Annotated in this window: 23 protein-coding genes; 13 read left to right on the top strand and 10 right to left on the bottom strand. The window is 72.4% G+C overall.

Annotated elements, in window-relative coordinates:
• The first annotated feature begins 39 nt into the window (after positions 1-39).
• Positions 40-606, top strand: coding sequence for a LemA family protein (locus tag ITJ40_RS14220; protein WP_194667694.1), 567 nt, complete (start codon positions 40-42; stop codon positions 604-606).
• Between the two features lie 10 nt (positions 607-616).
• Here the strand turns inward: ITJ40_RS14220 and ITJ40_RS14215 are convergent, their stop codons facing one another.
• Positions 617-1858 carry a winged helix-turn-helix domain-containing protein gene (locus ITJ40_RS14215; RefSeq protein ID WP_194667693.1) on the bottom strand — a complete coding sequence of 414 codons (1242 nt, stop codon included), beginning with the start codon at positions 1856-1858 and terminating at the stop codon, positions 617-619.
• A 100-nt stretch (positions 1859-1958) separates the two neighbouring features.
• Here ITJ40_RS14215 and ITJ40_RS14210 point away from each other — a divergent pair, with 100 nt between their 5' ends.
• Positions 1959-3194, top strand: a complete 1236-nt coding sequence (locus ITJ40_RS14210; protein WP_194667692.1) for an AI-2E family transporter — start codon at positions 1959-1961, stop codon at positions 3192-3194.
• The gene (gene ilvA, locus ITJ40_RS14205; protein ID WP_194667691.1) at positions 3191-4567 is read left to right on the top strand and encodes a threonine ammonia-lyase; all 1377 of its coding nucleotides are present in this window, start codon (positions 3191-3193) and stop codon (positions 4565-4567) included. The genes ITJ40_RS14210 and ilvA overlap by 4 nt, the downstream gene beginning before the upstream one ends.
• A 95-nt stretch (positions 4568-4662) precedes the next feature.
• Here the strand turns inward: ilvA and greA are convergent, their stop codons facing one another.
• Together greA and ITJ40_RS14195 are read right to left on the bottom strand one after the other, a co-directional pair.
• A complete protein-coding gene (gene greA / locus ITJ40_RS14200) occupies positions 4663-5151 on the bottom strand; it encodes a transcription elongation factor GreA (protein WP_194667690.1) in 489 nt (162 codons plus the stop codon).
• Positions 5152-5211: 60 nt separating this feature from the next.
• Entirely contained in the window at positions 5212-5694 is a 483-nt protein-coding gene (locus tag ITJ40_RS14195; RefSeq protein ID WP_194667689.1) for a DUF4307 domain-containing protein, read from the bottom strand.
• Positions 5695-5760: 66 nt separating this feature from the next.
• On the opposite strand from ITJ40_RS14195, the gene mca reads away from it, so the two are divergent.
• The 6 genes from mca to ITJ40_RS14165 all read left to right on the top strand — a co-directional run bounded on the left by mca (position 5761) and on the right by ITJ40_RS14165 (position 11272).
• Complete coding sequence (gene mca / locus ITJ40_RS14190) at positions 5761-6642, top strand: mycothiol conjugate amidase Mca (RefSeq protein ID WP_194667688.1); 882 nt, start codon at positions 5761-5763, stop codon at positions 6640-6642.
• Positions 6639-6989 (top strand): hypothetical protein, encoded by a 351-nt coding sequence (locus tag ITJ40_RS14185; RefSeq protein WP_194667687.1) that lies wholly within the window; start codon positions 6639-6641, stop codon positions 6987-6989. Before mca ends, ITJ40_RS14185 begins: the two co-directional genes overlap by 4 nt.
• 177 nt (positions 6990-7166) lie before the next feature.
• The gene (locus tag ITJ40_RS14180) at positions 7167-8153 is read left to right on the top strand and encodes a carbohydrate ABC transporter permease (protein WP_194667686.1); all 987 of its coding nucleotides are present in this window, start codon (positions 7167-7169) and stop codon (positions 8151-8153) included.
• A complete protein-coding gene (locus ITJ40_RS14175) occupies positions 8150-9061 on the top strand; it encodes a carbohydrate ABC transporter permease (RefSeq protein WP_194667685.1) in 912 nt (303 codons plus the stop codon). The genes ITJ40_RS14180 and ITJ40_RS14175 overlap by 4 nt, the downstream gene beginning before the upstream one ends.
• Before the next feature lie 70 nt (positions 9062-9131).
• Positions 9132-10511 carry an extracellular solute-binding protein gene (locus tag ITJ40_RS14170; protein ID WP_194667684.1) on the top strand — a complete coding sequence of 460 codons (1380 nt, stop codon included), beginning with the start codon at positions 9132-9134 and terminating at the stop codon, positions 10509-10511.
• Entirely contained in the window at positions 10508-11272 is a 765-nt protein-coding gene (locus ITJ40_RS14165) for a glycerophosphodiester phosphodiesterase family protein (RefSeq protein WP_194667683.1), read from the top strand. The genes ITJ40_RS14170 and ITJ40_RS14165 overlap by 4 nt, the downstream gene beginning before the upstream one ends.
• A 72-nt stretch (positions 11273-11344) precedes the next feature.
• Here the strand turns inward: ITJ40_RS14165 and ITJ40_RS14160 are convergent, their stop codons facing one another.
• Entirely contained in the window at positions 11345-12097 is a 753-nt protein-coding gene (locus ITJ40_RS14160) for a hemolysin III family protein (protein WP_194667682.1), read from the bottom strand.
• 81 nt (positions 12098-12178) lie between these two features.
• Between ITJ40_RS14160 and ITJ40_RS14155 the strand changes: the two genes are divergently transcribed.
• Together ITJ40_RS14155 and ITJ40_RS14150 are read left to right on the top strand one after the other, a co-directional pair.
• Positions 12179-12964, top strand: a complete 786-nt coding sequence (locus ITJ40_RS14155; protein ID WP_194667681.1) for an isoprenyl transferase — start codon at positions 12179-12181, stop codon at positions 12962-12964.
• Positions 12965-13187: 223 nt separating this feature from the next.
• The gene (locus ITJ40_RS14150) at positions 13188-14534 is read left to right on the top strand and encodes a PhoH family protein (RefSeq protein ID WP_194667680.1); all 1347 of its coding nucleotides are present in this window, start codon (positions 13188-13190) and stop codon (positions 14532-14534) included.
• A 78-nt stretch (positions 14535-14612) separates the two neighbouring features.
• Here ITJ40_RS14150 and ITJ40_RS14145 read toward each other — a convergent pair whose 3' ends face one another.
• The 5 genes from ITJ40_RS14145 to xseA form a co-directional block, all read right to left on the bottom strand.
• Entirely contained in the window at positions 14613-16040 is a 1428-nt protein-coding gene (locus ITJ40_RS14145) for a class II fumarate hydratase (protein WP_194667679.1), read from the bottom strand.
• Positions 16041-16120: 80 nt separating this feature from the next.
• Positions 16121-16783 (bottom strand): carbonic anhydrase, encoded by a 663-nt coding sequence (locus ITJ40_RS14140; RefSeq protein ID WP_228512462.1) that lies wholly within the window; start codon positions 16781-16783, stop codon positions 16121-16123.
• Positions 16780-17487, bottom strand: coding sequence for a DUF4245 domain-containing protein (locus ITJ40_RS14135; RefSeq protein WP_194667678.1), 708 nt, complete (start codon positions 17485-17487; stop codon positions 16780-16782). Before ITJ40_RS14135 ends, ITJ40_RS14140 begins: the two co-directional genes overlap by 4 nt.
• A gap of 2 nt (positions 17488-17489) precedes the next feature.
• On the bottom strand, positions 17490-17735 hold the full coding sequence (locus ITJ40_RS14130) for an exodeoxyribonuclease VII small subunit (protein WP_015490867.1): 246 nt from the start codon (positions 17733-17735) through the stop codon (positions 17490-17492).
• A gap of 10 nt (positions 17736-17745) precedes the next feature.
• Entirely contained in the window at positions 17746-19062 is a 1317-nt protein-coding gene (gene xseA / locus ITJ40_RS14125) for an exodeoxyribonuclease VII large subunit (protein WP_194667677.1), read from the bottom strand.
• 102 nt (positions 19063-19164) lie between these two features.
• Between xseA and ITJ40_RS14120 the strand changes: the two genes are divergently transcribed.
• Both ITJ40_RS14120 and ITJ40_RS14115 read left to right on the top strand, forming a co-directional pair.
• Positions 19165-20199, top strand: a complete 1035-nt coding sequence (locus tag ITJ40_RS14120; protein WP_043674752.1) for a 4-hydroxy-3-methylbut-2-enyl diphosphate reductase — start codon at positions 19165-19167, stop codon at positions 20197-20199.
• Complete coding sequence (locus ITJ40_RS14115) at positions 20196-20993, top strand: DUF6264 family protein (RefSeq protein WP_194667676.1); 798 nt, start codon at positions 20196-20198, stop codon at positions 20991-20993. The genes ITJ40_RS14120 and ITJ40_RS14115 overlap by 4 nt, the downstream gene beginning before the upstream one ends.
• A 76-nt stretch (positions 20994-21069) precedes the next feature.
• On the opposite strand, the gene fbaA is transcribed toward ITJ40_RS14115, so the two are convergent.
• Entirely contained in the window at positions 21070-22095 is a 1026-nt protein-coding gene (gene fbaA, locus ITJ40_RS14110; RefSeq protein WP_194667675.1) for a class II fructose-bisphosphate aldolase, read from the bottom strand.
• Positions 22096-22138: the final 43 nt, after the last annotated feature.

Raw genomic sequence — 22138 nt, 5'->3', positions numbered from 1 at the left:
CCCCGGGTCCTCCCCAGGCCCGCGCGTAGGATCCTGAGCATGGAATTGTGGATCGCGCTCGGAGTCGTCGTGCTCCTGGCAGTTCTCGTCGGCATCTACCTCTGGGCCACGTACAACGCCCTCGTCACCCTGAACGTGCGGGTGGACGAGGCGTGGAGCGACATCACGGTGCAGCTGAAGAGGCGCGCGGACCTGCTGCCGACCATCATCGAGTCGGTCAAGGGTTACGCGAACCACGAGCAGAAGGTGTTCGAGAAGGTGGCCTCCGCGCGCACCGAGACGATCAGCGCCGCGAGCCCCGCGGAGGCGAGCGCCGCCGAGGAGCACCTGCAGGGTGCGATGAAGTCGCTGTTCGCGGTCGCCGAGGCGTACCCGCAGCTGCAGACGAGCCAGACGTTCCTGCAGCTGCAGGGCGAGCTGGTGGACACCGAGGACCGGATCCAGGCGTCGCGCCGCTTCTACAACGGCGGCGTGCGCGAGCTCAACACCAAGATCACGCAGTTCCCGAACACGCTCTTCGTGCGCGGGCTGGGCTTCGGCGAGCGGGACTTCTACGAGGTCTCGAGCCTCGCGTCCATCGCCGAGCCGCCGCGCGTGCAGTTCTGACGGCGGCGCCTCACCCGGCCGGATCGGCGGCCGAGCTGGCGGCGACGGCCGGCAGGTGCGCCCGCAGCGCCGGCGCGAGGGTGCCGCGGTCGACGACGCCGACGCCGTCCAGCCCCTGCCACACGGCGGCCCGCTCGAGCAGCGGTGCGATGCGCTCCGCGACCGTCGCGGGATCGTGGCGCCCCTCGATCCACGACGCCTGCACGCGCAGCACGCCCGCCTGCCGGTCGCTCTTGAGGTCGACCCGGGCGACGATCTCGTCGTCCACCAGCACCGGCAGCACGTAGTAGCCGTGCACGCGCTGCGCCGCCGGCGTGTAGATCTCGATCCGGTAGTGCAGGTCGAAGAGGCGCAGCGCCCGCTCGCGGAACCACACGACGGGGTCGAAGGGGGAGAGCAGGGCCTCGCCGCGGATCCGCCGGGGCAGCCGCGCGTCCCGGTGCAGCCAGACGGGCAGCGGCTTCCCGCGCCCCTCCCACCCGGGAACGGTGACGTTCAGCACCTCGCCCGCGTCGGCGAGGTCGCGGAGCGCGCGGTCGGTCGCGGCGCGGGACAGCCGGTGGTAGTCGCCGAGGTCGGCCGCGGTGCCGATGCCGTGCGCGACGGCGGCCCGGCGCACGAGCTCCCGCACGGCGTCCTCCTCCGGTACTCCGCGATCGCGCACGCGGGCCGGCAGCACGTCCTCCGCGAGCCCGTAGACCCGCTCGAAGCCGCGCCGGCCGGCGCTCGCGATCTCGCCCCACGCGAACATCGCCTCGAGCGCGCGCTTCACGTCCGACCAGCCCCACCACGGACCCGTGCGGACGTTCGACTCGTGCTCGATCGCGCTCGCGGGGACCGGCCCCGTGCGGGCGAGCTCGGCGCGGACCTCGGCGATCAGCGGCGCGTGCTCGAGCGCCCAGGAGCCGGGCCGCGTGCGACGGTCGCGCTCCGCGGCCATCCGCCATCCGAACAGCGGCAGGTCGTCGACGGGCAGCACGGCGGCCTGGTGCGCCCAGTACTCGGCGTACGCGCCGCCGCCGCCGAACAGCATCCGGTCGAGCGCGGCGCGGTCGTAGGGCCCCACGCGGGCGAGCATCGGCAGGTGGTGGCTGCGCTCGAACACGTTGACGGAGTCGATCTGCAGCAGGCCGAGCCGCCGGATCTCCGCGGCCAGGCGGCGCGTGCCCGCCGCGTCGGCGAGCGGCCGGCCCAGCCCCTGCGCCGCCAGGGCCACGCGTCGGGCGAGGGCGGGGGAGACGGTGTCGGCCATGCTGCGACGCTAGCGGCGACCCCCGACCCGGGCGGTCCCGACCGGGCGCCCGGGCCCGGCGGGGAGCGGCCGCACGGGAGCCCCGTCCTAGACTCCCAGCATGATCTTCGGCCAGCGATCCCGTGCGCGCGCCGCGGCAGCCGCCCGCGCGGCCGAGCGGCCCGCCGAGCCCGACATCGACTCCGTCCCGCCCGTCGCGCGCACCGTCGCCGAGACCGTGCCGCCCGGGATGGTCATCGCGGGCGCGTGGGCCTGGCGGCTGCTCCTCATCCTCGGCGTGCTCGGGGTGGTCGCGTGGCTCGTGATCCAGCTGGAGTACGTCGTCATCCCGCTGTTCCTCGCCATCGTGCTCGCGGCCCTCCTCGTCCCCATCTCCCAGTGGATGCAGCGCCACCACGTGCCCAAGTGGCTCGCCGTCGCGGTCTCCGAGATCGGCGTCATCGTCGCGGTCGCCGCCCTCGTGTACCTCGTGACGACGCAGATCATCGGCCAGTACGACTCCCTCCGCGCGCAGACGCTCACCCGCTACGCCGACCTCCGCGGGTTCCTCACCGACGGGCCGCTCCAGCTCTCCGAGCAGCAGCTCAACGACGCGTACTCCCAGGCGGTCGACGCGGTGCAGCGCGACGCGGGCGCGCTCCTCAGCGGCGCGCTGTCCGTCACGTCGTCGCTCGGCCACGTGCTCACGGGTGTGCTGCTCGTGCTCTTCTCGACCCTCTTCATCCTCATCGACGGCGCGGGCATGTGGCGCTGGGTCGTGCGGCTCTTCCCGCGGCTCGCGCGTCCCGCCGTCGACGGCGCGGGCCGGGCCGGCTGGAGCACCCTGCAGAACTTCGTGAAGGTGCAGGTCCTTGTCGCGCTCATCGACGCGATCGGCATCGCCGGCGGCGCCGCCATCATCGGGGTGCCGCTCGCGATCCCCATCGGCGTGCTCGTGTTCCTGGGCTCCTTCATCCCGATCGTCGGCGCGGTCGTCACCGGCACGCTCGCCGTGTTCGTGGCGCTCGTCTACAACGGTCTGACGCAGGCGCTCATCATGATCGCCATCGTCCTCATCGTGCAGCAGGTGGAGGGGCACGTCCTCCAGCCGCTCATCATGGGCTCGGTCGTCAAGGTGCACCCGCTCGCGGTCGTCCTCTCGGTCGCCGCGGGGGGCATGGTCGGCGGCATCGCCGGCACCTTCTTCGCCGTGCCGCTCGTCGCGACCCTCAACTCCATGGTCAAGCACGTCGCCAGCGGGGCGTGGCGCGGGCAGCCCGAGCCGCCGCCTCCCGCGGTCCCCGCCGACGCCGCGCACGCCACCCGCCGCCCGAACCCGAGGAAGCCCACCCGATGACCGACGCCGCCCCCGCCCGGACCCCCGCCGACGAGGCCGCCGCCGCGCCGCACGCCGACCTGCCGCACCTGCGCGCCGTCGGCGACGAGGTCGATCCGTCGCAGCTGGGGGAGGACGCCGCCGCGCTCGCCGGGGAGCTGCCCCGCGGATCCGCGCCCACGCTCGCGCGCATCGAGGCCGCCCGGGAGATCGTCAGCCGCGTCGCCGAGGTCACGCCGATGGAGTCGTCCCGGTTCCTCGCGGAGATCCTCGGCAGCCCCGTGCACCTCAAGTGCGAGAACCTCCAGCGCACCGGGTCGTACAAGATCCGCGGCGCCTACAACCGCATCTCGCGCCTCACCGACGAGGAGAAGGCGCGCGGCGTCGTGGCCGCGTCGGCCGGCAACCACGCGCAGGGCGTCGCGTTCGCGGCGCGCGAGCTGGGGATCCGCGCCACGATCTTCATGCCCGTGGGCGTCGCGCTCCCCAAGCTCCAGGCCACCCGCCAGTACGGCGCCGAGGTGATCCTGCGCGGGCACACGGTGGCCGAGCCGCTGCTGGCCGCCGCGGAGTTCGCGGCGCAGACGGGCGCGGTCCTCATCCCGCCGTTCGACCACGAGGACGTCATCACCGGCCAGGCGACGCTCGGCCTCGAGATCCTCGACCAGACACCGGACGTCGAGACGGTCGTCGTGCCCATCGGCGGCGGCGGGCTGATCTCCGGCGTCGCGACGGCCCTCAAGCTGCGCGCCGCCGAGGAGGGCCGCACGATCCGCGTCGTCGGAGTGCAGGCACGGAACGCCGCCGCCTACCCGCCGTCCCTCGCCGCGGGCCGCGCTACCGAGATCGAGATCACGCCGACCATCGCCGACGGCATCGCGGTCGCGAAGCCCGGCCTGCTCAACTTCGACATCATCCGCGAGAGCGTCGACGAGGTCGTCACCGTCGAGGACGACGACACCGCGCGCGCCCTGCTGCTGCTCCTCGAGCGCGCGAAGCTCGTGGTCGAGCCCGCGGGCGCGGTGGGTGTCGCCGCGATCCTCGCGGGGCTCGTGACGGACGCCGGCCGCACCGTCGTGATCCTCTCGGGCGGCAACATCGACCCGCTCATGATGGAGCGCGTGATCAGCCGGGGCCTCGCCGCGAGCGACCGCTACGTGAAGCTGCGGATCATGCTGCCCGACCGCCCGGGCCAGCTCGCGCGCACCTCGCAGATCATCTCGGAGGCGAACGCGAACGTCGTCGAGGTGCTGCACACGCGGCACGGCCGCGGCCTGCAGATCAGCGAGGTCGAGCTCGAGGTGAGCGTCGAGACGCGCGGTCCGGAGCACACGAACGAGGTCGTCCAGCGCCTGCGCGACGCCGGCTACGACCCGCGCCTCCAGCGCGACTGACCCCCGGGCGCGCGGCCCGGCGCCTCGCCGCCCGACGAGAGAGGGGACGCGGACCCTGCGGTCCGCGTCCCCTCTCGCCGTGATGGCCTCGTGCGCTACGGCGTGTAGTTCTCCACGGCCTGGATCTCGACGGGGATCTCGCGGCCGTTCGGCGCGGTGTACGCGCCCTTCTGCCCGACCTCCCAGCCGATGATGGCGGCGCCGAGCGGCGACTGCTCGCTGTAGACGTCGAGGTCGCTGTCGCCCGCGATCTCGCGGTTGCCGAGCAGGAACTTCGTCGCGTCCCCGGCGATGAGCGCGGTGACGACGGTCCCGGGCTCCACGACGCCGTGGCTCTCGGGGGCGTCGCCGACCTCGGCCGTGCGCAGCAGCTGCGTCAGCTGGCGGATGCGGGCCTCGATCTTGCCCTGCTCCTCCTTGGCCGCGTGGTAGCCGCCGTTCTCCTTGAGGTCGCCCTCCTCGCGGGCGATCTCGATCTTCTTCGCGATCTCCTCGCGGCCCTGCACGCTGAGGGTGTCGAGCTCCCTGCTGAGGCGGTCGAACGCCTCCTGGGTCAGCCAGGTGACTGCCTGCTCCTGCGCCACGATGGACTCCTTGCACTCGCACGGACGCCCCGACGGAACCGTCGAGGCGAATCCCCCACTCTAGGCGGGCCAGCAGCTGTGGATCAACCCGGTCACCGCGGGACCGGTGGTGCGGAGGCGCACCGTCTCCATCCGCTCGAAGCCGTCCTGGGCCGGCAGCTCGACGACCTTCCATCCGACGATGGAGCGCTGCTCGTCCTGCGCCTGCACGGCGCAGAAGGCCCGGGTGCCGGCGGGCATGACGACGGAGAAGGTGACGTCGATGGTGCGGGCGTCGACGATGTCGAAGGCGCGGTCGGTGGCGTCGATGGATCCCGACGCCTGGTCGAGCCCGGCCCACAGCACCCACGCGCCGAACACGACCGCGACGAGGCCGCCGGCGATGCCGTAGAGCCAACGCTGGCGGATGCGCGCGGGCCGCGTGCGGCCGTAGCGCTCGTCGAGCGCGGCGGTCGAGCGGGGGGCGGGGACGCGGTGCTCGACGGTCTCGTCGTCCTCCAGCGAGGGGCCGGCGGGGGCGGGGGAGCGGGACTCGGGCGTCACGGCGATCTCCTCACACGCACCTTGTACTCTGGGTGTTCAGACTACATTCCCCACCCTTGGAGCCCCGTGACCCTGCGCCTCATGGCCGTGCACGCCCACCCCGACGACGAGTCCAGCAAGGGCGCGGCGACCTACGCCCACTACACGCACCAGGGCGCGGAGGTCATGGTCGTCAGCTGCACGGGCGGCGAGGCGGGGGACATCCTCAACGCGGGCCTCGCCGAGCGCGCGATGGCGGAGCGCGACCTGCCGGGGCTCCGCCGGATCGAGATGGCGCGCGCGCAGGCGGTCATGGGCGTGCAGCACCGCTGGCTCGGCTACGTCGACTCGGGCATGGCGCGCGAGGACGGCTCGCTGCCGCCCGCGGCCTTCGCGAGCATCCCCGTCGAGGTGTCGGCCGAGCCGCTCATCCGGCTGGTGCGCGAGTTCCGCCCGCACGTGCTCGTGGCCTACGACGAGAACGGCGGCTACCCGCACCCCGACCACATCCAGGCGCACGTGATCGCCATGGAGGCGTGGCGCGAGTCCGGCGTCGCCGGCTCCTACCCCGACGCGGGCGAGCCGTGGCAGATCTCCAAGCTCTACTTCGACCGGATCTTCAACGGCGCCAAGCTCCGCGCCGTGCGCGAGCACCTGGTCGCCACCGACGCGGCCCCCGAGATGCTCGAGGCCGTCGACGAGATGCTGGGCTGGATGGGCGACCGCCCCGACCTCGCGACCACGCACGTGCACGTCGCCGACCACTTCGAGGCACGCGACCGCGCCCTGCTCTCGCACGCGAGCCAGGTGGCGCCCGACAGCACGTTCTTCCGCTGGCCGCGCGACCTGCAGCAGCGGGCGTGGCCGTTCGAGGACTTCCAGCTCGTGGAGTCGCGCGTCGACGCGCCGGAGGAGGAGCACGACCTCTTCGCCGGCATCGTCGACGAGGAGCAGGCGGCGGTCGCGTGAGGGGCGCCGACCTCGTGCTGCGGCTCGCGACCGCGGTCACCACCACGCCGAGCCCCACGCCCACCGCGGAGTTCGACCCCGACACCGTCTCGCCCGGCCCGATCGGCTTCCTCGCGATCTTCTTCGTGGCCGTCATGGTGCTGCTGCTCATGGTCGACATGACCCGCCGGATCCGCCGCACGCGCTACCGCGAGGAGATCCGCGGCCGGCTCGAGGCGGAGAAGCTCGAGGCCGACCTCGCGCGCGACTCGGCGCCGGAGCGCGAGCCGCGCACGTCGCCCCCCGCGGATCCCGCCGGCGACGACCCGGCGACCCCCGACGGCCCGGCCTCACCTCCGCGCACGTGATGCGCGGCGCCTCCCCGCGCGCGTGACACGACGGCCGGCGTCCCCCGTACAGGGGACGTTGGCCGTCGCTCGTCCACCGCCGCGCCATGCGATGGAAGCGGTCCGTTCACCCCCGCTCGCGAAGCTCGCCGGGCATCCGGGAACGTTCCCGATCCGGGTGCGAGGAGGACCACCGACGTGACGCACACCACCGCGCCCGCCCGGGCGGCCGCGCCGCCCCCGACCGGCGCGCCCCGACCGACCGATGCGGCGCACCCGGCCGCCGCGCCGCGCCCGCGCCGCCGCCGACCCGGGAGCCTCCGCGACGGCCTGCTGTTCCTCGCCTTCGTCGGCCCGAACGTGCTGCTGCTCGCGGTCTTCACGTACAAGCCGCTCCTCGAGTCCTTCTACTACTCGACGCTGCAGTGGAACATCGGGTCCCAGGTGGCCCGCGAGGTCGGCCTCGCCAACTACGTCGCCTGGTTCCAGGACCCGCAGACGCCCACCGTCGTCTCGGTCACGGTGATCTTCACGGGCGTCACGGTCGTGGGCTCGATGGTGCTGGGGCTCGGCGTGGCCGTGCTGCTCAACCGCAGGATCCGGCTGCGCGGCCCCGTCCGCACCATCATCGTCGCGCCGTACGTGCTCTCGGGCGTGGCCGTCGGCTTCCTCTGGCTCTACGTCTTCGACCCGAACTTCGGCCTGATCTCGGCGGGCCTCCAATTCGTCGGCCTCCCGTCGCCCGACTGGTACAGCGACCCGGGCGCCGCGCTCGCGATGGTCACCACCGTGCAGGTCTGGCGCGACCTCGGTTACTGCGCCCTCATCTACCTCGCGGGTCTCCAGGCGGTGCCGAAGGACCTGCTCGACGCGGCCGCCCTCGACGGCGCGGGTCGCATCCGCACGTTCCTCCGCGTGGTGCTGCCGCTGCTGAGCCCGACCACGTTCTTCCTCAGCGTGACCACGCTGCTGAGCTCGCTGCAGACCTTCGACCTCATCAGCGCCATGACCAAGGGCGGGCCGCTGCAGGGGACCACCACGATGATGTACCAGATCTACCACGAGGGCTTCGTGGCCGGACGGGCCGGCTACTCGTCCGCCGTCGCCACGATCCTCTTCCTCGTGCTGCTCGTCATCACGCTCGTCCAGCTCGTGATCGTCCAGCGGAAGGTGCACTACTCGTGACCACGACCCTCGCCCGCCCGGAGCCCGCGGCCGTCACCGCGGGATCCCGCCGGCCGCGTCGCGGCCTCCGTCCGTCGGGGAAGGGGTCGGCCCGCCCGTCCCTCGCCGGCACGTACCTCGCGCTCGCCCTCGCGGTGGTCGTCATGCTCCTGCCGCTCGTCTGGATGGTGCTCACGAGCTTCAAGGACTTCGGCGAGATCTACTCGCTGCCGCTGAAGATCCTCCCGTCGTCCTTCGCGCCCACGAACTACGCGACCGCGTCCGACACGGTCTCCTTCTCGACGCTCGCGACCAACAGCATCATCAAGACGATCGCGGGCTCGGGCCTCAAGGTGCTGCTCGGCCTGATGACCGCGTACGCGCTGGTCTTCATCCGCGTGCCGTTCAAGAACGTCTGGTTCGGCGTCGTGATCCTCGCGCTCCTCGTCCCCCAGCAGATCGTGATGATCCCGAACTACCAGGTCATCGCGGGCCTCGGCTGGATCAACACCTACCCGGGCCTCATCCTCCCCGGCGTCGCGAGCGCGTACGGCACGTTCCTCTTCCGCCAGCACTTCCTCACGCTGCCGGGCTCCGTCCTCGAGGCCGCGTCCATGGACGGCGCCGGTCACCTGCGTCGCCTGTGGTCGTTCGTGATCCCCATGTCGGGCCCCACGATCGCCGCGGTCGCCCTCGTCTCGATCGTCGGCGAGTGGAACGACTACCTCTGGCCGCTCCTCGTCACCACCGACCCGCGCATGATGACGCTGCCCGTCGGCCTCACCCTGCTCCAGGACACGACGGGCATCACCAACTGGGGCGTGCTGATGGCGGGCACCGTCATCGTGACGATCCCGGTGCTCGCGGTCTTCCTCGTCTTCCAGCGGCGCATCGTCGGCGGCCTCACCGCCGGCGCCGTGACCGGCTGACGTACGTCCCGCACTCCCCACCTCACCTCCCCCCTCCCCGCACGACCCGCATCCCGAACCCAGGAGAACCATGCCCATCGACCCCCGCTCGGCCCGCGGCGGCTTCGCCGCCCGTCCGTTCGACCGCCGCGGCGTGCTGAAGCTCGGCGCCATCCTCGGCGGCACCGCCGTGCTCGCCGCCTGCTCCGGTCCGTCGGTCGGCGGCGACACGGCGGCCACCGCGGCCCCCGACACCGACTGGGACGGGATCCAGCCCGCCACCGACATCACCTGGTGGACCACGCACCCCGGCCAGACCTCGGACCTCGAGGCGCAGTTCGCGGCCGACTTCCTCGCGAAGACCGGCATCACCGTGAACGTGGTGACGGGCGGCGCGAGCTACGACGAGATCGCGCAGAAGCTGCAGGCGGCCGCGGGCACCGACAGCATGCCCGACATGGTGAACGCCAGCGACACCTGGTGGTTCCGCTACATGGTCAACAAGCAGTCGATCGCGATGGACGGCCTCATGTCGCACCTCGGCTTCGAGGTCGACGACTTCAACAAGGTGTTCCTCGACGACTACCTCTACAACGGAGCGCGCTACGCGGTGCCGTACGCCCGCTCGACGCCGATCTTCTACTACGACAAGTCGATCTGGCAGAAGGCCGGCCTGCCCGACCGCGCGCCCGAGACCTGGGCGGAGCTCGAGGAGTGGGCGCCGGCGATCATGAAGGTCACCGGCGGCAACCCCGCGGTGCGCCTGCCGCAGGGATCCATCGGCACCTGGGCGATGAGCAACGTCCTCTGGGGCCGCGGCGGACAGTACTCCGACGGCTGGGACCTCAAGCTCGACCAGCCCGAGACGCTCGAGGCGGCCCGCTACGCACGCGGTCTCGTCTTCGACTCCAAGATCGCGAACGTCGCGGCGGCCAGCGGCGACACCGCGGTCGACTTCGCGGGCGGGCTCGCGCCGTGCACCATCGCCTCGGCGGGCGCGGTCGGCATCGTCACCGCGAGCGCGAAGTTCCCCATCGGCACGGGCGTGCTCCCGGGCGGCCCCCAGGGGCAGTTCGTCCCCACGGGCGGCACGGGCCTCGCGGTCATCGGCAGCAAGACCAAGGAGCAGCAGCTCGCCGCCGCCATGTTCATCAAGCACCTCACCGAGGTCGACCAGCAGGTCGCCCTGGCGAAGAAGACGGGCTACGCGCCCTCCCGCACCTCGGCGGGCGAGTCGACCGACCTCACGGGCTTCTGGGCCTCGAACCCGGCCTTCCGCACCGTGTACGACAGCCTCGACCACGTCCGTTCGCAGGACTGGGCGCGCACGCTGATCCCGAACGGCGACACGTACCTGCAGCAGCCGTGGTCGCAGATCCTCACGCAGGACGCCGACCCGGCGGCGGTCTTCCCGGCCGCCGCGACGCAGCTCACGTCCGCCTACAAGGAGAACGTCGAGCCGTACCTGTGACCGACGCTCCGCGCACCTTCCTGCTGGCGGGCCACCGCGGCAGCATGGCGGACTGCCCGGAGAACACGATGCTGTCCTTCACGACGGCGGAGCGGGCCGGGGCGGACGAGATCGAGCTCGACGTGCGCCTCACGCGCGACGGGCAGGTGGTCGTGCTGCACGACCGCACGCTCGAGCGCACGGCGGCGGCGCCCGGCCCGCACCTCGACACGCCCGTCGAGGAGCTGACGCTGGCCGAGGTCCGATCGGTGGACCTCGGCTCGGGCCAGCGCGTGCCGAACCTCGACGAGGTGCTCGACCGCACGCGCGGGCTGGTGCAGGTGGAGGTCAAGGCGCCGGCGGCGGCGGGACCCCTGGTCACGCTCCTGCGCGCCCGGGGCGACGCCGACCGCGCCCGCTGCACGGTCATCAGCTTCCACCCGCAGGCGCTCGTGGACGTGACGGCCGGGCTGCCCGACCTCCCGCGCGGCACGGGTCTGCTCGTCGCCGACATCGACGGCGAGTGGCGTGACGCGGTCGCGCCGACGGGGGCGCGCACGATCATGCTGCCGTGGCGGGGCCTCACGCGGTCGCTCGTGGACGGGCTGCACGACGCGGGGCTCCGCGTGCACGCGTCCCTCCTCGAGGGACCGGGCGAGGTGCGCCGCATCGTGGAGCTCGACGTGGACGCGACCACGGCGAACCACCCCCGGTACGCGCGCGAGCTGCTCGCGGCGCATGCGGGCTTCGTCGCGCGGTTCCCCGGCTTCGCGCGCCCTTGACCTCAGACGCCTGACCTCAGAGGCCCGACCCCCGACGCCCGACCCGGCCGCGCGGGCCGGTGCGAGCGCGGGTCAGACGACGGGCGGGTGCGTCGCCACGAGGAGGATCCCCGTCCAGTGGCAGAGGAACGCCACCAGGGTGAACGCGTGGAAGATCTCGTGGAAGCCGAAGCGGCCGGGCCAGGGGTTCGGCCGCTTCAGCGCGTACGCCACCGCGCCGACCGTGTAGGCGAGGCCGCCCGCGAGGATCAGCGTCATCATGGCCGCGTCCGCGCGGAAGAAGTCGACGATGAACACGAGCGACGCGTAGCCGAGCACGAGGTACAGCAGCACGTAGAGCCAGCGCGGGGCGTGGATCCAGAGCACGCGGAAGAGCACGCCGATCGCCGCGCCCGACCACACCAGCCAGAGCAGCAGCACCGACTTGCCGTGCGGCAGCGCCAGCACCGTGATGGGCGTGTACGAGCCCGCGATGAGCAGGAAGATGTTCGCGTGGTCCATCCGCTTGAGGAGGATCTTGGCCCGAGGCGACCAGTCGAACCGGTGGTAGACGGCCGAGACGCCGAACAGCAGCAGCGACGACGCCACGAACACGGCGCAGGCGATCTTCGCCGCGGCCCCGTCGGCGACCGCGATGAGCACGATCCCGAGGACGAGCGCCACCGGGGTCATGCCCGCGTGCAGCCAGCCGCGCCAGGTGGGCTTGGGCTCGGGGCCCGCGTCCTCCGCGTCCTCGACGAGCGGCAGATGGGCGACGTGGTCGTCCTCCGCCGCCTCGCCGTCCGGGGTGCCGTGCGGCCGGGGAGAGGAGGCGTCGCGCGTCATCCTGCGAGTGTAGGACAGCCGTCCACGACGTCAGCCGGGCGGTCGATCCGGCTCCCGGGCGCGTGGGATAGCGTTGCCTCCGTGCGAGAGAAGCCGATCCGACCGTGGCGCGGTCTGCTCTACCGGGCGTACCAGAAGCGCATCCGCCGCGGCCTCGACCGGAACGCGCTGCCGCACCACATCGCGATGATCCTCGACGGCAACCGCCGCTGGGCCCGGCAGCTCGGGCTCGAGTCCGTGGCGCACGGCCACCGCGCGGGAGCGGCCAAGTTCCTGGAGTTCCTCGAGTGGTGCGACGACCTCGACATCAAGGTCACCACGCTGTACCTCCTGTCCACCGACAACCTCACGGGCCGCGGCAGCGCCGAGCTCACGGCGCTCATCGACATCATCGGCCAGCTCGCGGAGGACCTCTCCCGGCACCGGGACTGGCGCGTGAAGCACGTCGGATCCGACGAGGGCCTGCCGCCCGAGCTCATCGCCCGGCTCGACGCCTCCGAGGAGCGCTCGAAGGGCAACGGCGGGCTCCACATCAACCTGGCCGTGGGCTACGGCGGGCGCACCGAGATCGCCGACGCCATGCGCAGCATCGTGCAGCAGCACCACCTGGCCGGCGGCACGCTGGAGGACCTCGCGGCGCTCCTCACGCCCGACCTCATCGGCGAGCACCTCTACACGAGCGGGCAGCCGGATCCGGATCTCGTGATCCGCACCTCGGGCGAGCAGCGCATCAGCGACTTCATGCTGTGGCAGTCGGCGCACAGCGAGCTCTACTTCATGGAGGCGCTGGGCCCCGACCTCCGCGAGGTGGACTTCCTCCGCGCCCTCCGCGACTACTCCTCGAGGCAGCGGCGCTTCGGCTCCTGACACCGCCCGGCCCTCGTCGGGGGCGTGTCGAGGAAGAGTTAATGTCCACGACACATCCGGACCCGCGTCGCTCTGGCCAGCACGGCGGTGGGCGACGTAGGTTCGCACTCATCGGGCATGGCGCCCGATCGAGAGGGCCGCAGGATCTCTTCTCGCCACCGTGGCCCGATCGCCGTCAGGATCCGAGCGCGACCGCTCGGGGATGGAGTGGCCCGTGGCCCCGATGGACAGCCAGAGCAGCACCGCACGACGCGCGAGCAGGCAGGAGGGGACGCCGCAGGCCGAGCGCACGTACGTGCTCGACACCTCCGTCCTCCTGTCCGATCCGCGTGCGCTCTTCCGCTTCGCCGAGCACGCGGTGGTGATCCCGGTCATCGTCATCACCGAGCTCGAGTCGAAGCGGAACGACCCGGAGATCGGCTACTTCGCCCGCCAGGCGCTCCGCCTCCTCGACCAGCTCCGGGAGGAGCACGAGCGGCTCGACTTCCCCATCGAGGTGGGCGAGGCCGGCGGCACCCTGCGGGTCGAGCTCAACCACTCGAGCATGTCCGCGCTCCCGAACGGCCTGCAGCTCGGCGACAACGACTCCCGGATCCTCGCGGTCGCCCTCAACCTGTCGACCGAGGGCCTCGCGGTCACGGTCGTCTCCAAGGACATGCCGCTGCGCGTGAAGGCCGCGTCCATCGGGCTGCAGGCGGAGGAGTACCGCGCCGAGCTCGCCGTGGACAGCGGCTGGACCGGCATGGCCGACGTCACCCTCTCCAGCGAGCAGATGGCCGACCTCTACGACGGCGAGTCGCTGCAGACGCGCGTCGTGCAGGACCTGCCCGTCAACACGGGCGTCGTGCTGCACTCCGACCGCGGATCCGCCCTCGGCCGGGTCGTGCGCCGCGGAACCGTGAACCTGGTGCGCGGCGACCGCGAGGTGTTCGGCCTCAAGGGGCGCTCGGCGGAGCAGCGCCTCGCGATCGACCTGCTCCTCGACCGCGAGGTGGGCATCGTGTCGCTCGGCGGCAGCGCCGGCACGGGCAAGTCGGCGCTCGCGCTCTGCGCCGCGCTCGAGGCGGTGCTGGAGAAGCAGCAGCACCGCAAGATCATGGTGTTCCGGCCGCTGTACGCGGTGGGCGGCCAGGAGCTCGGCTACCTGCCCGGCGACGCCGCCGAGAAGATGAACCCGTGGGCGCAGGCCGTGTTCGACACCCTCGGCTCGGTCGTCTCGCAGAACGTGATGGACGAGGTGGTGGAGCGCGGGATCCTCGAGGTGCTGCCGCTCACCCACATCCGCGGGCGCTCGCTGCACGACGCGTTCGTGATCGTCGACGAGGCCCAGTCGCTCGAGCGGAACGTGCTGCTCACGGTGCTCAGCCGCATCGGCCAGAACTCGCGCGTGGTGCTCACGCACGACGTGGCCCAGCGGGACAACCTCCGGGTCGGACGGCACGACGGCGTCGCGAGCGTCATCGAGACGCTCAAGGGCCACGAGCTGTTCGGGCACATCACGCTCACCCGCTCGGAGCGCAGTGCGATCGCGGCGCTCGTGACGGGGCTGCTCGACGGCGACCCCGTGTGATCCACGCATCCCGCGCGTGACGACGGGCGCCGGTCCCCGCGGGGATCGGCGCCCGTCGGCGTCCGTGCGGAGCGGCGGCTACAGGCCGGGCGCCGTCATCCGCAGCACGTCGAGGCCCGCATCGAGCTGCTCCTCGGTGATCTCGCCGCGCTCGACGTAGCCGAGGTCGACCACGGCCTCGCGCACCGTCATCTTCTGCGCGACCGAGTGCTTCGCGATCTTCGCCGCGGCCTCGTAGCCGATGATGCGGTTCAGCGGCGTGACGATCGACGGCGACGACTCCGCGAGCGCGCGGGCGTGCTCCTCGTTGACGCGCAGGCCGTCGACGGTCTTGTCGGCGAGCAGGCGCGTGGAGGACGCGAGGATGCGGATCGACTCGAGCAGCGACGAGCCCATGACGGGGATCGCGACGTTGAGCTCGAACAGACCCGAGGCGCCCGCCCACGCGACGGTGGCGTCGTTGCCGATGACGCGCGCGCACACCATGAGCACGGCCTCGGGGATGACTGGGTTGACCTTGCCGGGCATGATCGACGACCCGGGCTGGAGGTCGGGGATGTGCAGCTCGCCGAGGCCCGTGTTCGGGCCCGAGCCCATCCAGCGGATGTCGTTGCAGATCTTCGTGAGGCTCACCGCGAGGGTGCGCAGCGCGCCGGACGCGTCGACGAGGCCGTCGCGCGCGCCCTGTGCCTCGAAGTGGTCGAGCGCCTCGGTGACCGGCAGGCCCGTGTCGTCCGCGAGGACGCGGATCACCTTCTGCGGGAAGCCCAGCGGGGTGTTGATGCCGGTGCCCGTCGCGGTGCCGCCGAGCGGGACCTCCGCGACGCGGGGGAGCGCCGTGCGCACGCGCTCGATGCCGAGGCGGATCTGGCGCGCGTAGCCCGCGAACTCCTGCCCGAACGTGACCGGGGTCGCGTCCATGAGGTGCGTGCGGCCGGCCTTGACGAGCCCCTTCCACGCCTCGGCCTTCGTCTCGAGGGCCTCGGCGAGGTGCTCGAGCGCCGGGATCAGCTCGGCGAGGAGCGCGCCCGTGACGGCGACGTGCACCGAGGTGGGGAAGACGTCGTTCGAGGACTGCGACGCGTTGACGTGGTCGTTCGGGTGCACGGGCTTCCCGAGCGACGCCGTCGCGAGAGCCGCGAGGACCTCGTTCATGTTCATGTTCGAGCTCGTGCCGGAGCCCGTCTGGTACACGTCGATGGGGAAGTGCTCGTGGTGGGATCCGCCGGCGACCTCGTCGGCGGCCGCCACGATGGCGGCCGACACGTCCGCGTCGATGATGCCCATCTCGCCGTTCACGATGGCGGCGGCGCGCTTGATGCGCGCGAGCGCCTGGATCTGCGCGGGCTCGAGCCCGCGACCGGAGATGGGGAAGTTCTCGACGGCGCGCTGCGTCTGGGCGGCGTACAGCGCGTCCCGGGGGACCCGCACCTCGCCCATCGTGTCGTGCTCGATGCGGAACTCGTCCGTCGTGCCGCTGTCTGATCCGGGGGAAGTGTCGACCACGCTGTTTCTCTCTCCTTCGGGACGGGTGATGCACCGGACCCCGCGGGCCCGGGTCGCGCAGGTCAGCGCGGAGGGCTCCTCTAGCGAGGGATGTCGCCCACGATGACGTCGGGCACCGCGGTGCCCTCGAGGAGCTTGTAGTTGGCGCCGACGATGGCCAGGCTACCGGCCGCCACACGGTCGGAGATCATCTCGGAGGCCTCCAGCATGCGGGTCACGGTGCCGCGCAGGTGCTGGCGGCCGACCTCGCCCGCGTCGACCTCGCTCGGCACGACGTGGTCGCCCGCGACGCGGCGGACGGCCGGCGCGATGGGCGCGATGAGGTTCGCGATGTGCGGCGGCAGCGGCTCCGCACCCGGCGCCGCGCTCTCGATCGCGGCGCGCACGGCGCCGCACTCGTCGTGGCCGAGCACCACGATGAGCGGCACGCCCAGCACGGCCACGGCGTACTCGAGGCTGCCGAGCACGGAGTCCGAGATGATCTGGCCCGCGTTGCGGATCACGAAGAGGTCGCCGAGGCCCTTGTCGAAGATGATCTCGGCCGCGAGGCGCGAGTCGCTGCAGCCGAACAGCGCGGCGACCGGGCGCTGCACGTGGGCGAGCGCGGCGCGGCGCTCGACGTCCTGCCGCGGGTGCTCGGGGGTGCCGGCGACGAAGCGCGCGTTCCCCTCCACCATCTCCGCCCAGACGGCGGCGGGCGCCTGCACGGCGTCGTCCTGCGCGGTCTCGACCTGATCGGTCATCCCTCGATCCCCTCTTCCGGTGCGGTGGTGCTGGTGGTGCCGTCGGTGGTCGACGGCGTGGTGCCCGCCGGGGCGGTGCGCGCGGCGGCGACCGCCTCGATGGCGGTGCGGAGCTCGTTCGCGTCGGCCGTGCCGTAGATCGCGTAGGTGCTGTCGCCGTCGACGGCGCTCGCCGCGAGGACGACATTGCCCGGGTCGTCCGCCTGCGAGTTGTCGTACAGGGTCCACTCGAGGCCGCCGATCTCCTCCGAGCTCACCTCGGGGGCGGACTGCAGCGTCTCGTCGAGCCAGGTGGGGTTCGCGTCGATGCCCTGCGAGATCCCGATGTAGCGGTTGCTCGGCGTGATGAGGCCGATGTACCAGACGGCCACGCCGTCGCGGCCGGCCGGGCGGATCTCCGCGTCGTTGCTCTTCCACGCCGTCGGCAGGTCGGGCACCACGAGCGTCTGCGGGAACCCGCCCTGCGCCTCGGCCGCCGCGGCGCCGTAGTCGACGTCGGGCAGGATCGTGGTGTTCGAGCGGGGGACCAGCGCGACGATCACGGCGACGGTCGCGACCGTCACGATGAGCGAGTAGAGCAGGTTGCGGAACGTCTGCTTGGCACGGTGGCGGCGCGAGTCGGCGGCCTTGCGGGCGGCGGTCTCCTCGGGCGTCTCCGGTCGGCCGAGCTCGGCGACGACGTTCGGGGTGCGGTCCTTCGCCACGGTCAGCCGGCGTCGGATGCGGCGGTCGTGCGGGCGGCGTCGAGCCGCGCCTTGGCGCCGAGCAGCCACTCCTCGCAGCGGGCCGCGAGGGCCTCGCCGCGCTCCCACAGGGCGATCGACTCCTCGAGCGTGGACGCGCCCTGCTCGAGGTCGTTGACGACGCGCACCAGGGCGTCGCGCGCCTCCTCGTAGCTGAGCTCGGAGACGTCGGGCAGGCGTGCGCCGGTGTCGGCGGGGCTGGTGGGCATGGGGGTGATCCTAGCTTTCGGCGCCGGACGCCGGCCGGGCATCGGGGGCGGGGGAGGAGGGCAGCCGCGCGGCCGACGACGGGATCTCGTCGGTGGGGCCGGTGGAGATGGCGCCGAGCGCGCCGGCCGCGAGCCGCAGCACGAGGCCGGTGCCGTCGGGCGCGTCCGCGGGGGCGCGGAGCGCGGATCCGTCGGCCGTCTGCACGATGGCGTAGCCGCGGTCGAGCACGTGCTGCGGCGAGAGCGTGCGCAGCTGGCGGGACAGCTCGCTCGTCTGCTGCATCCCCCGCTCGACGACGCGGCCGGCGAGCTCCGCGGAGCGCGCGATGTAGCGGCCGAGCTCCTCGGCGCGCGAGTCGACGATCCACGCCGTGCTCGCGAGCACGGGCCGCGACCGCAGCTGCTCGATGCGGTCGATCTCGCCGCGCACCTGGCTGGTGAGGCGCATGCCGATGCGGGCGCGCGCCTGCTGCACGCGGGACAGCTCCTCGGAGACGTCCGGCACGACGCGCTTCGCGGCGTCGGTGGGGGTCGATGCGCGGAGGTCGGCGACGTCGTCGAGCAGCGGCCGGTCGGCCTCGTGCCCGATCGCGCTGACGAGCGGCGTGCGACAGGCGGCGGCCGTGCGCACGAGCCCCTCGTCGCTGAAGACGAGGAGGTTCTGGAAGTCGCCGCCGCCGCGCGCGATGACGATGACGTCGACCTCGGGATCCTCATCCAGCACCCCGATGGCGCGGGTGACCTCGCCCGCGGCCCGGTCGCCCTGCACGGCCGTGTGCACGACGCGGAACCGGACGCTCGGCCAGCGCAGCTGCGCGTTGCGGAGCACGTCCTTCTCGGCGTCCGAGTCCTTGCCGGTGATGAGGCCGATGCAGCCGGGCAGGAAGGGGAGGCGGCGCTTGCGGTCCGCGTCGAACAGCCCCTCGGCGCGCAGCGTCTGGCGCAGGCGCTCGAGGCGCTCGAGCAGGTCGCCGAGGCCGACGTGGCGCATCTCCAGCACCTGCATCGTGAGCGTGCCGCCCTTGACCCAGTAGTTCGGCTTCACGAGCGCGACCACGCGGGCGCCCTGGCCGAGGTCGGCCGGGATCTTCGCGCGCACCGACGACCACACGGTGAAGCTGATGGTGGCGTCGACGTCGAGGTCCTTGAGCTTCCCGTAGACGTTGCCGCCGGATCCGCCCCACTGGGTGATCTCGCCCTCGACCCACGCGGTGCCGAGCCGGTCGATCCAGCCCTTGATCTTGCCGGACAGCACCGAGACGGGCCACGGCGCGTCGACCGTCGGGGCATCCGCCGCCGGCATGGACACGGTGCGCGTCTCGCTCATGGCTCCCCCACTCGTCGCCCAGCACGGGCGCTTAGACTCGGGACTGTGACTACAGCGACCACTGACCAGCGACTCGTGGGAGCACCCGTCGTCAGCCTGTCGATGCCGCGGATGCCCGGCGTCCGCAACAGGCTCAAGGATAACCCGGTGGCCGGACCCAAGAAGGTCCTGCTCGCCGCTCCCCGGGGCTACTGCGCGGGCGTCGACCGCGCCGTCGTGGCCGTCGAGAAGGCGCTCGAGCGCTACGGCGCCCCCGTCTACGTGCGGAAGCAGATCGTCCACAACGTGCACGTCGTCTCCACGCTCGAGCGCATGGGCGCGATCTTCGTGGAGGAGGTCGACGAGGTCCCCGAGGGCGCCCACGTCGTCTTCAGCGCGCACGGCGTCTCGCCGGCCGTCGTGCAGGGCGCCGCGGATCGCGGCCTCCAGGCCATCGACGCGACCTGCCCCCTCGTCACCAAGGTCCACCGCGAGGCCGTGCGCTTCGCCAAGGCCGACATGCAGATCCTCCTCATCGGCCACGAGGGCCACGAGGAGGTCGAGGGCACCGCGGGAGAGGCGCCCGAGCAGACCATCGTCGTCAACTCGCCGGAGCACGCCGACGTGATCGAGGTCAAGGACCCCGACAACCTCGTGTGGCTCTCGCAGACCACGCTCTCGGTCGACGAGACGATGGAGACGGTCCGCCGCTTGCGCGCCCGCTTCCCCAACCTGCAGGACCCGCCGAGCGACGACATCTGCTACGCCACGCAGAACCGCCAGGTCGCCATCAAGAAGGTCGCGGTCGACGCCGACCTCGTGATCGTCATCGGATCCGCGAACAGCTCCAACTCCGTCCGCCTCGTCGAGGTCGCGCTCGAGTACGGCGCCAAGGCGTCCTACCGGGTCGACTACGCGTCCGAGGTCAAGCAGGAGTGGCTCGACGGCGTGCAGACGGTCGGCGTCACGAGCGGCGCGTCCGTGCCCGAGGTCCTCGTGCAGGAGCTGCTCGACGACCTGGCCGACGCCGGGTACGGCGACGTCACCGCGGTCGTCACGGCCGAGGAGGACCTCGTGTTCTCGCTCCCCAAGGAGCTGCGCAAGGACCAGTCCGGCAACACGGACTCCCGCGCCATCGGCGGGCGCACCCGCGCGTGAGCGACGACGACGGCACGCGCCGTCCCGGCCGCCCCGCCCCGCGCTTCGGGGAGTACGCGGCGTCGCCCTCGTCGGCCGCGGGCGGGTCGTCGGAGCTGTCCGAGGCGGATGCGCGCATCGTCGCGGAGGCCGCCGAGTACCGCCGCGCGCAGGCCGAGCGCGACGCCCCGGCGTCCGCCGGCCGCGGGAAGAAGGCCGGCAGGTCGGCCGCCCCGCAGACCCTCGCCGAGCAGATGGCCGAGGAGCGCAAGGCCGCGCGTGAGCGCATGCTCGCCGAGCGACGCGAGGCCGAGAAGGCCGCCGCCGCGGAGCGCCGGGGTGCGCGCCGCGCGCCCACCCCCGGATCCGCCCGCGACGCCGACGTCACCCCGGGCACCGGGCCGGAGCGCCCCGCCTACCTCGCCGGCCAGGAGCCGCGCCGCGCACCGCGGCGCTTCGACGCGGCCATCACGGTCGGCCTGCTCGCCGCGGGCCTCGTGAACGTGGCCGGCAGCATCGGCGCGAACGCGGATCCGTCGCAGGCCATCAACCAGTCGTACGCGCTGTTCGGCGGCGGCACCTACCAGGTGACGCCGCAGACCTCGGTCATCGGCATCGCCGTGAACGTCGTCAACATCGTCGTCTTCGTGCTCGCCGCCTGGATCTCCCTCGAGCTCGTGAAGCGCCGGCGCATGGCCTTCTGGGTGCCCATCGTGGGCGCGGTCGTCGCGACCGTGATCACGAGCGTCCTCGTGCTGACGCTGATCGTCCAGGATCCGGCGTTCCAGCAGATCATGTCGAGCCGCGGGCCGTGATCCGCGGCATCTGACGAACGACGGCGGGGCCGGTCCTGGTGGACCGGCCCCGCCGTCGTTCGCGGTGTGAGCGCCGCTAGCTCTGCGACTTGCCGTGCGAGCCGAGCTGGCGCGTGGCCTCGACGACGCGGGCGGCCATGGCCGACTCCGCCGTCTTGCCCCAGGCGCGGGGGTCGTACGTCTTCTTGTTCCCGACCTCGCCGTCGACCTTGAGGAAGCCGTCGTAGTTCCGGAGCACCGAGTCGGCGATGGAGCGGCTGAACGCGTACTGCGTGTCGGTGTCGATGTTCATCTTCACGACGCCGTTGCGCACGGCCTCGGAGATCTCGTCGTCGGAGGAGCCGGATCCGCCATGGAAGACGAGGTCGAACGGCTTCTCGCCCGTGCCGTACTTCGACTGGATGCCGTCCTGGATCTCCTTGAGCAGCGACGGGCGCAGCTGCACGCCGCCGGGCTTGTACACGCCGTGCACGTTGCCGAAGGTGAGGGCGGCCATGTAGCGGCCCTTGTCGCCGAGGCCGAGGGCCTCGACCGTGGAGATCGCGTCCTCGAGGGTCGTGTAGAGGTGCGATCCGGTGTCGTGGCTGACGCCGTCCTCCTCGCCGCCGACGACGCCGATCTCGACCTCGAGGATCGCGTTGATGGCCTTCATGCGGGGGAGCAGGTCCGTCGCGATGTCGAGGTTCTCATTGAGCGGGATGGCGGATCCGTCCCACATGTGCGACTGGAAGATGGGGTTGCGGCCCGCGCGGACCTCCTCCTCGCTGGCCTCGATCATGGGGATGACGAAGCCGTCGAGGGCGTCCTTCGGGCAGTGGTCGGTGTGCAGGGCGACCGTGATGGGGTAGTTCTTGGCGACCTCGGTGGCGAAGCGCGCGAAGGCGAGGGCGCCGGCCGCGCGGTTCTTCACGGTGTGGCCGGAGAAGTAGTCGGCGCCGCCCGTGGTGACCTGGATGATGCCGTCGGATCCGGCGTCGGTGAGCCCCTGGAGGACCGCGTTGATGGTCTGCGACGACGAGACGTTGACCGCCGGGTAGGCGAATCCGCCGGCCTTGGCGCGATCCAGCATCTCGGCGTACTGCTCGGGGGTTGCTACGGGCATGGTGCATCTCCTTCGGCGGATCCACGGCGACGCCGTGCGGCTG

The organism is Clavibacter sp. VKM Ac-2872 (assembly GCF_015351105.1).
Taxonomy (GTDB): Bacteria; Actinomycetota; Actinomycetes; order Actinomycetales; family Microbacteriaceae; genus Clavibacter.
The sequence above is the reverse complement of the archived record's forward strand: the minus strand, read 5'-3'. Positions and strand labels throughout refer to the sequence as shown.